Here is an 11,798-nt window from a genome sequence, read left to right on the forward strand (position 1 = left end):
GCCGCCATGGAAGCCTTCGTCCCCAACGACTACCGCAAACGCGTCCTCGCCGAGGTCGAACGTCGCGGCGGTATCGAGTTCTCGGACCCGTTCGAGCTCTACGATATTCCGCTCGACGAAGCCGAAACCCTCAGCGACGCCGAGGTTTCCGCTCGGGTGGCGGAGGTGTGGGGTTTCTGGCAGAAGCAGCGCGACCACCCCAAGTACCGGGTGCTGGTCGGCCTGCTGGTCGACGGACACGAGCTGCGTTCGGATCTGCTGCTGTACAGCGGTTCTCGCCGCGCCGAAGCGCTGCGGGTCCGCAACGAGCGGGAGCAGCGCGACGCGGAACGCTTCGAAATGCTCGACACCGCCATCTCCCGCCTGGTGCAGCGCTACGGCGGCGTGCCCGCCGGGAAAGTGGCCGGTCTCGAGGAGATCGGCACGATGGGCGGTCTCACCGCGGCCGAGGTGGCCGCGCGCCTGCGCCGCCACCGCGTCATCGAGGATCAGGCCCCGCCCGCGTCGGCCGTGCTCACCGAGCAGCGCCGCAAACAGATCCGCCAGCTGCTCAGCGAATGGGAGCGCCTCCTCGAAGGTCCGCCGACGCCGACACTGTTCGCCCTGCTCCAGCTCGATTCGACGCAGGCGACCCACACCGGCGAGATCCGCTTGCGGGCCGACGCCCTGCGCGCGCGATCCCGGGAACTGCCGCCCGGCCGCCTCCGGGTGGTCCTCGACGAACTGCTGGTGCACGTCCAGGACCTGCTCGAGGCGGGCCCCGCGGTCGCCGAGGAGTACGTCCGCTCGATCACCGAAGACGTTGCCGCGGAACTGCGCCCGAAGGTCCGCGCCGCGGTCCTGGTGGAAGACCAGCTGGTCGGCGAGGACTACGACTTCCTGCTCGAGGAGGCGATCGAACTCGGTCTCGACCGCGCCGAGGCGATCCGCCTGCTCGCCGAAATCGCCGGGGCGCTCGGGGCTCGCATCGAAAGCGGCACGGCGGCAACACAATACGCCCCACCGGCGGCGCGCACCGGAACACCGGGGTCGCACACCGGAACGCCGGGAGCGCGCACCACCGCACCGCACCGCACGTCGAGCGCGGGCACCTCCCGCGAATGGGAAGAGCCCCTCAAAGCCGCACGCGCCGCACTGCGGGCGGGCCGCCCGCAGGAAGCCGCCCGCCACGTCGCGGAAGCCAGACAACTCGACGCGGGCGCCAACGGCGGCGCCACCCCCATCCGCCCCGTCGCCGACGAGGTCGAACGAGTCCTCGCCGAAGCCGCCGCGCATTGGCGCGACGCCACCGCCGCCTGCGCCGCGAAACGTTTCGTCGCGGCCACCCAGCACCTGGAATACCTGCGGCGCAACGCCTCCGACGTCCCGCCGCCCACCGGCCAGTCCACCACCCTCGACCAGCTGGTGACCCAAGCCCGCGAAGCCGTCGCTACCGCGGATCACTTTGTCGCCGAAGCGAACTCCGGACCCGCCCAAGACCGCACCCGCGCCCTCCTGGCCGCCCAGGCCGCCTGCGCCGACCACGCCGCCGCGACCGCCGCCCTCGCCACCACCTCGATCGAGTCCCCCGGAACCGTCCACGCCGCCCGCCTGCACAACGGCTCGATCCTGGTCACCTGGACCCCCTCACCCACCGGCCCCGCCGACTACAAGGTGACCCGCCTCCAGCCGGACGGCTCGTGGCGCACAGTAGGCCGCACCCGCACCACCGAACTCGAAGACGGCGGCGCCCCACCCACCGGCCAACCCGTCTACGCCGTAGTAGCCGCCATAGCCGGCCGCTACTCGGACCCCGCCCGCACCGACGCCCCACCCCCCGAAGCGCCCGCTCCGCCCGCACCAGCGAACAAGATCTCGATGGCTCGGCCAGCCGAGCCCACAACGTCGAGTGACTCTGGTGATGCGGCTGAGGAGCCTGCTGCGGGAGCGCCCCCGATCTCTGTGGATCGGCCGGAAGGTCCGTGGAGTGAGCCCGTTACGGCGGGCGGCCAGATCCCGGAGTCCCAGGTTGACCAGCCGGTTGCGGCAACCCGGCCTGCCGGTGCGAATCAGGACGAACCGTCGATGGCGGAGGCGACCCAGGCGTTTTCGGCCGACGAGCTGACTGCCACGACGCAGCAACTATCGCTGGAAGGCGAAGTTGTTGCGGCGCAGCAGGTTCCATTGCATGCCCAAGCTTCAACCGCGGCCGAGCCCGTGCTCCCGGACGAGCCGACTCCGAGTGGGATTCCCACCGTCAGCAATCTGGCCATCCGCGACGGCCGCCTGATTTTCGACTGGCCCGCCGGAGTCACGGAGGTCATGGTCGTCGTCCGCCCGGATAGCCCGCCGGTCACCCCTGCCGACGCCCAGGCCACCTCCTGGAAAGTCACCAACTCTCGCTACGAGATCGATGGCGGCGTACTCATCCAGCCCACCCTTACTCCGTGTCACCTCGCGGTCGCCTCTTGCCGCCGCCAACCCAACGGCACTCTTACCATCGCCTCGGGCTTCGCTTCGACAGCGCGACTGCACTGGGCTACCTGAGGCCGACCGGTCCTTCCCGAACCCTGGTCGGAGCCGGTCGGTGCGCGGGGGTAGGTGCGAGTGTGCCAATGTGGGTGTGGTGATACCCAAGTTGATGGCGGTGAGCGATGTTCATGTCGGGCACCAGGGGAATCGGCCGGTGGTCGAGCAGATCACGGCGGATTCGCCGGAGGATTGGCTGATTGTCGCCGGGGACGTGGGGGAGAAGACCGACGATATCCGGTGGGCGCTGGAGTTGCTGCGGAGCCGGTTCGCGAAGGTGATCTGGGTCCCGGGGAACCACGAATTGTGGACCACGCCCAAGGATCCCGTGCAGATGCACGGTGCGGCCAGGTACGACTATCTGGTGTCGATCTGCCGGGATCTGGATGTGATAACCCCGGAGGATCCGTTCCCGGTGTGGGCGGGTGCGGGCGCCGAGGAGTACGGCGGACCGGTGACGCTGGTGCCGATGTTCCTGCTCTACGACTATTCGTTCCTGCCCAAGGGCGCCACCACCAAGGCCGAGGGCCTGGCGATCGCCCGGGAACGCAATGTCGTCGCGACCGATGAGTTCATGCTCTCGCCGGATCCGTACCTGACCCGTGACGCCTGGTGCCACGCCCGAGTCCAGGCCACCAAACGCCGGCTCGACGCGCTGCCCGCGGAGACCCCGCTGGTCCTGATCAACCATTTCCCGCTGGTCCGGCAACCCACCGACGTGCTGTTCTACCCGGAGTTCGCGCTCTGGTGCGGCACCGACCTCACCGCCGACTGGCACACCAGCTACAACGTGGTCTGCTCGGTGTACGGACACCTGCACATCCCGCGCACCTCCTACTACGACGGCGTCCGTTTCGAGGAGGTCTCCCTCGGCTATCCGCGCGAATGGCAGCGCCGCGGCCTGCCGGACCCGCTGCTGCGCCAGATCCTTCCCACCCCCGAATACCCGCCGGGCTCGCTCAACAAGTTCGGCGGCCACTTCAAGCTCACCCCGGAAATGGAGAAGGCAGCGGCCGAGATGCGTGAGCGCGCCGAACGCCGCCGCGGCGTATAAGCCGCTCGCCGCCGCTCTTGCGTCCGTTGCGACCTCGGGCGCGGGCACGAACTGGCACGGTGGGCAGGCGAAGTAGGTAGTGGCCGCTCGGATAGGCTCGGTGGTGATGATCGAGAACATTCTGCCCAGTGGTGTCGCGTCCGCTGAACTGCTGGAGTACCCGGAGGACCTGAAGGCGCATCCGGCGGAAGAGCACCTCATCGCGAAGTCGGTGGAGAAACGCCGCCGCGACTTCATCGGTGCGCGGCACTGCGCCCGGCTGGCCTTGGAACAGCTGGGTGAGCCGCCGGTGGCGATCGGCAAGGGCGAGCGCGGCGCGCCAGTGTGGCCGCGCGGCGTGGTCGGCAGCCTCACCCACACCGAGGGCTACCGGGCGGCGGCGCTGGCGCACCGGCTGCGCTTCCGCTCGGTCGGCATCGACGCCGAACCGCATGCCGAACTGCCCGAAGGCGTGCTCGATTCGGTGAGCTTGCCGGAGGAGCGAGAGTGGTTGCGTACCAGCGCCTCCGGGCTGCATCTCGATCGGTTGCTGTTCTGCGCCAAGGAAGCCACCTACAAGGCGTGGTTCCCGCTGACCAGCCGGTGGCTCGGTTTCGAGGACGCGCACATCACCTTCACCCTCGACGACGTCTCCGCCGGCGCGGGCGCGGGCACGTTCCACAGCAAGATCCTGGTCCCCGGCCAGACCACCGACGGTGGCGCCCCGTTGCTCACCTTCGACGGCCGCTGGCTGATCGCCGACGGGCGCATCCTGACCGCGATCGTGCACGGCTGATGGCCGGCGCACCCGCTCTCGGCGGCCTGCTGATCGTCGACAAGGACGGCGGCTGGACCAGCCACGACGTCGTCGCCAAGAGCCGAAGGTTGTTGCGCACCAAGAAGGTCGGGCACGCGGGCACCCTGGACCCGATGGCGACCGGTGTGCTGGTGCTCGGCGTCGAACGCGCCACGAAGCTGCTCGGCCTGCTCACTTTGACCACCAAGGCCTACACCGCGACGATCCGCCTGGGGCAGTCCACCAACACCGACGACGCCGAAGGTGAAGTCCTCGCGACCACCTCGGCGCTGCACGTCGGCAACGACGACATCGCCACGCACGTAAAGACTTTGACCGGCGACATCCAGCAGGTGCCGGCCACGGTCAGCGCCATCAAGGTCGACGGTGAGCGCGCTTACGCCCGCGCTCGCGCCGGGGAGGACGTGCAGCTCGCCGCCCGCCCCGTCACCGTCTCCCGCTTCGATGTCCTTGCCCGCCACGATATTCCGGACGGCGAGTTCGTCGATCTCGACGTCGAGGTCGAATGCTCGTCCGGCACCTACATCCGCGCCCTCGCCCGCGATCTCGGCGCCGCTCTCGGCGTAGGCGGCCACCTGACCGCGTTGCGCCGCACCAGGGTCGGACCGTTCACCCTCGAACACGCCCGCACCCTGGACGAATTGGGCGCTACGGCGGAATCCGACCCCGAGGCCTCCTTGCTCAGCCTCGACATGGACGAAGCCGTGCGCACCGCCTTCCCACACCGCGACATCGACGAAGCCCAAGCCAACGACCTCCGCAACGGCCGCTGGCTCGACCCGATCGGCATCGCGGGCGTCTACGCCGCCATCGACCCGTCCGGCCAGGCCATCGCCCTGCTCCAGGAAAGCGGCAAACGCGCCGCCTCCGTCATGGTCGTCCGCCCGTCGAACCTCTGACCGTGTGGCCAGGGCCGGATTCGATCCTGGGCGGCTAATCACCCTGCTGTGGGTTGGGGAGGACCGATCCGAGCGCGCCGAGGAGCGCACCGACGCCGACGTCGCGCATCTGCTCGCGGGTCATGGTGTGGTGTTCCAGCCAATCGACGGTCAGGACTCGGAAGAAGGTGAGCCAGCTCATCAGGATCGAGGACGTCATGGTGCGCGCGGCGCCCTCGACGCCGATGACGTCGAGCAGGCGGCGGCGTAGTTCGTCGAGTTCTCCGGTGATGATCGACTGGACGGTCGGGTCGGTGGCCAGGACTTTGTTGGCGGCCAGCACCGCGTGGGCGTTGGCCTCGAAATAGTCCAGGTGCGCGTCCAAGCCCGCCACCAGCTGTTCGAGCAGCGGCTGGGTGGGATCCAGTGGGGTAACCACCAGCAGTTGCTCGGCCGCCTGCTGGTACACGGCGACGAAAAGCTCTCGCTTGCTGGGGAAGTGGCGATACAGCAGGGCCCGTGAAATGCTCGCCGCCGCTGCCACGTCCTCCATCAGTACCTCGTCATAGGAGCGCTGAGCGAACAGCCCCGCGCCGGCTTCCACCAACAGGCGGCGGCGTTCGTCCGAGGCGAGGCGGCGTCGAGTACTCACGCCACGGATCTTAGTTGACGCGCGTCTACTAGTGGTCGTACGCTGCCGTTAGTAGATGCACGTCTACTAAGCGCAACGGCACCCGCCCACGCGGCGCGCCGAAGACGCCGCCATCAGGAGGAACGCCATGTCGAAACTGCTCAAGATCTTGGCCCTCACCATGGGTATCGCCTGCGTAGCGATCGGCTTCATCCACATCGCGCTCGGCAACGACTCGGTCCCCGACATGAGCGACGCCGGCGTAACCGCCGACAGCCAGAGCCGCTTCTTCGGCGCGATCTTCGCCGGTTACGGCGTCGCCTGGATCTGGGCCGCCCGCCAAACCCCCATCCCCGCCCTCGCCATCCGCTGGCTCGCGGGCATCTTCCTGCTCGGCGCCGTCGGCCGCGCCGTCTCCCTGGCCGTGCACGGCTGGCCGCACTGGTTCCAAATCGTGCTCACCGTCATCGAATTCGCCTTCCCGCCCTTGTTCTTCTGGCTGGCCACGGCAGACGAGAAGCGCGCGCTGAGCAGCCATGAACCGTTGGCCCCCAGCCGTTCTCGGTCGACCGTGTAGTTTGTCAGCGACCTCCGGTAGGTGCCGGCGGCGGTAGCCGACCAGCCGTGCTAGCGCGTCGCACGGTCCGGCTGAAACGTGCTGACGCTCGGCTGGTTTCGATCAGGCCCTCGGGCCGGGTCCTGCGGTGTCGACTGACCGTGCTCGCGCATTTGCCTCGACTCTGGCTTGGGCGTCCGACTACCGGACAGTTCGATCAGCCCTGCAGGAACTTGGCGACGTCCACCGGGAATCGACGATCCTCGATCGCGGAGTTGTGGTTGCGGCCTTCGTACAGGACGAGGGTGGCGCCGGGGATGCCGTCGGCGGTGTCGCGGAACATCTGGGCGGGGTAGGCGAGGTCTTTGTCGCCGCCGAGAACCATGGTGGGGGTTTGGATTTCGGCGAGGCGGTCCTTGATGTCCCACTGATCCTCGGCCTCGATGGCCCGGATGCCGTCGGTGTAGTCGCCGGTGGATGGGCGCATCATCGGGTCCAGCATCCAGAGCAGGCCGGCCATCAGGCGCTGACCGAGCTTCGAGGTGCTGGCGATGGCGGCGAAGGCGGTGGCGGGGCGCTTTCCGGCGGCGGCACGTTCGGCGAACTGGCGCATGGCGGCTCGGCCGCTGGGGCTCAGGGTATAGGCGGAGCTGGTAACCACCAGGCGGCGAACGGCTTTGGGGTGGCCGAGCGCGAGCTGCTGCGCTACCGATCCGCCGGTGGAGTAGCCGAGGACGTCGACGGGCGCATCGAATTCGCTTCGCAGCGCCTCGGCCAGATCGGTGGCGATGTCGGCCATGGTGGTGCCCTCCGCCAAGCCGGGGCGCCGGTTCACGACGTAGACCGTGTGCCGTTCGCCCAGCGACAGGAACGGCTTGATCATGAACTTCCGGGCGCTGCCGCTCAGGTTCCCGTTCTCGGCGGTCGAGCCTGGGAGGGCGATGAGCGGCGCGCCACTGCCGAAGCTGAGGTAGGGGAGCCCGTTGGGGAAGGTGCCTTCGCGGATGTCGAGTTTGCTGGTCATGATTTCCTCCGGTGCGGTAGCGATGTCTCGAGTCTATCGGAATAAATCATTCCGTTCCAGTCCAATTCTGAACTTTCTCGAGCGGAGTCGCGCGCACGTAGAGTGACTGGCGTCCGCCGCGGCGATCGGCGGCAGTGCCGATGAGGGGTAATGCGATGAGTGGACAACCGGATTCGTTCGATCTGTGGGATCGGGACAACGACGGACTGGTCTCCGTCGAGGACATCCTCGTCGGCATCCGCGCCCTCGGCGTCGAGGTCGACGACGAATCGGTCGAGCGCATGGTCGCCGCCGCCGACACCAATGGCGACTTCCTGGTTTCCCGAGCCGAATTCGATGCCGCCATGGTCGCGGGCAAGATCGAGGTCACCGACGCGGACGCCGCCTTCCAGGTCTTCGACGTCAACCAGGACGGCAAGATCTCGGTCGAGGAACTCGAACAACTCATCCGCCAGGTGGGCCAGGGCATGATCGACGGTCCCGCCGCCGCCCTCCTCGACGCCGCCGACGCGGACGGCGACGGCTACCTCTCACCCCCGGAATTCCGCGCCCTCCTCGACTTCCTCTCCCGCTGAGCGCATTCCAGCAAGATCATCCGGCTCAAGTAATCCTGGGGAAAAGCTCTAGGTAGGGGGCTCAATCTTGGTGCGTCGGCCCAAACGTGGGCCGCGGTCGGGTGCCTCTTGTCGCGTGCCTGATCGGCGCGCCGGTAGGCCCGGGCATCCTCAGGATTCGAGTGAAAGGGCCGTGTGGCGATAGTGATACACGGAATCGTCCGGAAGACAGTAGTTCTCGCCGCTCTGGCGGTGCTGGCGGTGGGCTGCGGGAGCGGCAACGAACCCGCCTCGCCCACCAGTCAACTGCCGGAACTGACGACACCGGTAACCACAGTCCCGCTGCAACCGGGTCCGACCAACGCCGGCGTGACCGACACCCCGCCGCCGGAGCCGAAACCCGCTCCGCCGCAATCCACCACGGGGGTCGCGATGATCTTCACCCGGACGTTGTCCAACCAGCCGGTGCCGAACGTCCCGGTCAACCTGCGGCTCATCCAGCCCTGCGACCCGAAGAACGACGACATCCCCGACGACGGCAAAGAGGTCAAGCGCTGGGACGGCGTCACCGACGCCACCGGGCGCGCGATCTTCACCGTCCCGGTCGGCTGCTACCGGATGGGCATGGGCCAACCGCCCGCGGGCGCCACGCCCGTGCCGGAGGGCTACCACCATCTGTTCCTCATCCGCCCCGACTCGACCGTGGAAGGCGCCTTCCGATTCCAGAACCCGGTGGCGCCGGACAAGTGCTCCGCGCAGACGATCGTCTCCGATCTGGCCGCGCAGGGCCAGCTCTATTCGGGACAAGAGGATTGGACGCTGGCAGCGGTCCGCGACTGCGCGGATTCCTGGGGCGTGATCAGCTGGAACACCCCCGGTGACACGCAACGCATCGTCCGCCGCTCCGGCGACCGCTGGAGCACCTACGTCATCTTCCCGCACTCCACCTGCTGGAGCGACGCCGCCGCCGACGGCGTCCCGGATCGCCTGCGGGGCTATTTCCCCGCCTGCGCGAGCCGCGCCTGCACCGCCGCATCGATCGTCGGCGACCTGGACCGCCAAGGCGAACTCTCGCCAGGACAAGCGGATTCATCGTTGCTGCAAATCCAGGACTGCGCCGGCAGCTGGGCCCTCGTCAACTGGAAAACCCCCGGCGACACCGCCCGCATAGTCCAGTACACCGGCCACAGCTGGACCACCTACGTCCGCTTCCCGCACGACCTCTGCTGGTCCCAGGCCGCCAAAACCGGCGTCCCCCAACGCCTGCAGGCCCACTTCAGCAAGTGCTGATCCGATAAGTGGGACATGACCGAGGCCGCTACCCGCGAAACGCCTCGGTCATGTCCCACTCAGGCGGTCAACCAGATGGCTTCGGCGGCAGGGCGGCCGAGGTCGATGGGGGTTTCCGCGGAGCCGAGGCGCAGGGCGATGGTGCCGGCGAAGTCGCGGCGTTCGACGACGGTGATGGCCGTGTCGAGCGCGATGCCGACGGAGTCGAAGTAGCGGAGCATGTCCGGGTCGGAGTCGGAGATGCGGGCGACGCGGCCGGATTCGCCCGCGGCGAAGTCGCTGAGCTGCCGGGCGGGCGGGGTCGGGACCGCGCCGTCGACCGACGGGATCGGGTCGCCGTGCGGATCACGGTCGGGGTAGCCGAGTTTCGCGTCGATGCGCGCCATCAACAGCTCCGAGACCGCGTGCTCGAGCACCTCGGCCTCGTCGTGCACCTCGTCCCAGCCGTATCCGAGCTCGTTGACGAGGAACGTCTCGATCAGCCGATGCCGGCGCACCATCGCGACCGCGGCGCGCCGCCCGTGCTCGGTCAAGGTGATCGAGCCGTAGCGCGCGTGCTCGACCAGCCCCTGATCGGCGAGCTTGCGCACCGCCTCGGAGACGGTGGACGCGGAGACCCCGATGCGTTCGGCGAGCAGTTTGGTCGACACCTTCTCCTGTGACCACTCCTGCGCGGTCCAGATCACCTTGAGGTAGTCCTGGGCGACCGAGGTCAGCTCCGGGGCAATCGTCGCGGTGCCGCCGGGTACGGCTTCGTCGGCGGGCGTCGGGGCCTGCTCGGCCAGCTCGCGTCGGGTGGCGATGTCTCGTTTACCGGGCACGTACCTGAGCTTATGCACTCCTTCGCCGATACACACATCTCGGCGTGGGACACGAACGCCTGTTCACCAAGTGGATAACGTCGTGTGACTTGTGGGACGCCGGAATATTGTTCGTGACCCCATTTGCGTACGCTGCAACCGTGCAGAGATGGCGAAGTCTCGACGAGGTGCCCGCGGACTGGGGCCGCTGCGTACTCACGATCGGCGTGTTCGACGGCGTGCATCGCGGCCATGCCCAGTTGATCAGCCGCGCCGTGAAGTCCGCGGCCGCGCGGGGCGTCCCGGCGGTGTTGATGACCTTCGATCCGCACCCCATGGAGGTGGTGCGCCCCGGTTCACATCCGGCGCAGCTGAGCACTCTGACCCGCCGTGCTGAACTGGCCGAGGAACTCGGCGTCGACGTCTTCTGCGTCATTCCGTTCACCCCCGAATTCATGACCCTGACCCCCGAGGCCTACGTGCACGACCTGCTGGTCGAGCGCCTACACGTGGCCGAGGTCGTGGTCGGCGACAACTTCACCTTCGGCAAGAAGGCCGCGGGCACCGTCGACACCATGCGGGAGCTGGGGGAACGGTTCGGTTTCGAGGTCGACGGCGTGAAGCTGGTCGGGGAGCACGCGGTCACCTTCTCCTCTACTTATATCCGCGCCTGCCTGGAGGCCGGCGACATGGCGGCCGCCGCGGAGGCGCTGGGCCGCCCGCACCGGGTCCAGGGCGAGGTCGTGCACGGCGAGGGCCGCGGCAAGGACCTCGGCTTCCCCACCGCGAATCTGGCGCCGACGCCCTATGCCGCGATCCCCGCCGACGGCGTCTACGCGGGCTGGTTCACCGTGCTGAATCCGGACGGCCCGGCGATCGGCGCGGTCGCACCGGGTCAGCCGGCGATGGCGGCGATCTCGGTGGGCACCAATCCGCAGTTCGACGGGGTCACCCGGACGGTGGAGGCCTTCGTGCTCGACGGCGAGGCGAATCTCTACGGTCAGCAGGTCGCGATCGATTTCGTCGAGCACCTGCGCGGCATGCGCAAGTTCGACTCCCTCGACGAACTGCTCGAGGCCATGGCCCGGGATGTCGAGAACGCCCGCAAGGTGCTGACGGCGGTCGAATAAGCCCCGATTCGGTGTGCCGGATTCGCTCCGGTAAGGTAGATCCTCGGGTTTGCTGCGGTCCGCGGTGGCGCCCATCCCCGGGTAACCGGATATTCGAGCGCGGAACTGAAAAATAGGAGTGGACGCCGCATGGCTCTGACCACTGAGCAGAAGACCGCCATCCTCAAGGAATACGGTCTGCACGAGAAGGACACCGGTTCCCCGGAGGCGCAGATCGCACTGCTGTCGAAGCGGATCTCGGACCTGACCGAGCACCTCAAGCAGCACAAGCACGATCACCACACCCGCCACGGCCTGCTGGCCCTGATCGGTCGTCGTCGTCGCCTGTCGAAGTACCTGCAGGCCAAGGACATCAACCGGTACCGCTCGCTGATCGAGCGTCTCGGCCTGCGCCGCTGAGAACAGTGGACACGCTGGCTTTCGCAGTCCAGCGGTAACCGAGCCAACGGGGAGACGTACAATCTCCCCGTTGGCTATTTGCGTATGTGGGGTGGACACCATCCCTGACGCACAACATTGCACAGCCGTATGCACCCGCCCGCGTGGCGTCGGTCTTCGGTAGTGGCCTCTCGGTAGA

The 11,798-nt window shown here is 68.1% G+C and carries 12 protein-coding genes; 9 read left to right on the plus strand and 3 right to left on the minus strand.

The features are described from left to right. Window positions 1-6 precede the first annotated feature (6 nt). The 4 genes from AB0M14_RS12205 (at window position 7) to truB (ending at window position 5,257) form a co-directional block, all read left to right on the plus strand. Window positions 7-2,526 carry an Ig-like domain repeat protein gene (locus AB0M14_RS12205; RefSeq protein ID WP_364992816.1) on the plus strand — a complete coding sequence of 840 codons (2,520 nt, stop codon included), beginning with the start codon at window positions 7-9 and terminating at the stop codon, window positions 2,524-2,526. A 79-nt stretch (window positions 2,527-2,605) separates the two neighbouring features. After that, the gene (locus tag AB0M14_RS12210) at window positions 2,606-3,562 is read left to right on the plus strand and encodes a metallophosphoesterase (protein WP_364995680.1); all 957 of its coding nucleotides are present in this window, start codon (window positions 2,606-2,608) and stop codon (window positions 3,560-3,562) included. A gap of 106 nt (window positions 3,563-3,668) precedes the next feature. Then, a complete protein-coding gene (npt, locus tag AB0M14_RS12215; protein WP_364992819.1) occupies window positions 3,669-4,337 on the plus strand; it encodes a 4'-phosphopantetheinyl transferase Npt in 669 nt (222 codons plus the stop codon). Next, window positions 4,337-5,257 carry a tRNA pseudouridine(55) synthase TruB gene (truB, locus tag AB0M14_RS12220; RefSeq protein ID WP_364992822.1) on the plus strand — a complete coding sequence of 307 codons (921 nt, stop codon included), beginning with the start codon at window positions 4,337-4,339 and terminating at the stop codon, window positions 5,255-5,257. The genes npt and truB overlap by 1 nt, the downstream gene beginning before the upstream one ends. Window positions 5,258-5,291: 34 nt before the next feature. Here truB and AB0M14_RS12225 read toward each other — a convergent pair whose 3' ends face one another. After that, window positions 5,292-5,888 (minus strand): helix-turn-helix domain-containing protein, encoded by a 597-nt coding sequence (locus tag AB0M14_RS12225; RefSeq protein WP_364992826.1) that lies wholly within the window; start codon window positions 5,886-5,888, stop codon window positions 5,292-5,294. A 127-nt stretch (window positions 5,889-6,015) separates the two neighbouring features. Here AB0M14_RS12225 and AB0M14_RS12230 point away from each other — a divergent pair, with 127 nt between their 5' ends. Beyond that, entirely contained in the window at window positions 6,016-6,444 is a 429-nt protein-coding gene (locus AB0M14_RS12230; RefSeq protein ID WP_364992829.1) for a DUF4345 domain-containing protein, read from the plus strand. Between the two features lie 196 nt (window positions 6,445-6,640). On the opposite strand, the gene AB0M14_RS12235 is transcribed toward AB0M14_RS12230, so the two are convergent. Beyond that, window positions 6,641-7,447: an alpha/beta hydrolase gene (locus AB0M14_RS12235; RefSeq protein ID WP_364992832.1), complete on the minus strand. Its 807-nt coding sequence runs from the start codon at window positions 7,445-7,447 to the stop codon at window positions 6,641-6,643. A gap of 155 nt (window positions 7,448-7,602) precedes the next feature. Here AB0M14_RS12235 and AB0M14_RS12240 point away from each other — a divergent pair, with 155 nt between their 5' ends. Together AB0M14_RS12240 and AB0M14_RS12245 are read left to right on the plus strand one after the other, a co-directional pair. Next, on the plus strand, window positions 7,603-8,022 hold the full coding sequence (locus AB0M14_RS12240; RefSeq protein ID WP_364992834.1) for an EF-hand domain-containing protein: 420 nt from the start codon (window positions 7,603-7,605) through the stop codon (window positions 8,020-8,022). 174 nt (window positions 8,023-8,196) lie between these two features. Next, complete coding sequence (locus AB0M14_RS12245; RefSeq protein ID WP_364992836.1) at window positions 8,197-9,291, plus strand: hypothetical protein; 1,095 nt, start codon at window positions 8,197-8,199, stop codon at window positions 9,289-9,291. Window positions 9,292-9,350: 59 nt separating this feature from the next. Here the strand turns inward: AB0M14_RS12245 and AB0M14_RS12250 are convergent, their stop codons facing one another. Further along, on the minus strand, window positions 9,351-10,019 hold the full coding sequence (locus tag AB0M14_RS12250; protein WP_364995683.1) for a metal-dependent transcriptional regulator: 669 nt from the start codon (window positions 10,017-10,019) through the stop codon (window positions 9,351-9,353). 233 nt (window positions 10,020-10,252) lie between these two features. Here AB0M14_RS12250 and AB0M14_RS12255 point away from each other — a divergent pair, with 233 nt between their 5' ends. Both AB0M14_RS12255 and rpsO read left to right on the plus strand, forming a co-directional pair. Then, the gene (locus AB0M14_RS12255; protein WP_364992839.1) at window positions 10,253-11,221 is read left to right on the plus strand and encodes a bifunctional riboflavin kinase/FAD synthetase; all 969 of its coding nucleotides are present in this window, start codon (window positions 10,253-10,255) and stop codon (window positions 11,219-11,221) included. A 129-nt stretch (window positions 11,222-11,350) separates the two neighbouring features. Further along, window positions 11,351-11,620: a 30S ribosomal protein S15 gene (gene rpsO, locus AB0M14_RS12260; protein ID WP_364992842.1), complete on the plus strand. Its 270-nt coding sequence runs from the start codon at window positions 11,351-11,353 to the stop codon at window positions 11,618-11,620. The last annotated feature ends 178 nt before the right edge of the window (window positions 11,621-11,798 follow it).

It is taken from the genome of Nocardia sp. NPDC051832, assembly GCF_040681285.1.
Classification (GTDB): domain Bacteria; phylum Actinomycetota; class Actinomycetes; order Mycobacteriales; family Mycobacteriaceae; genus Nocardia.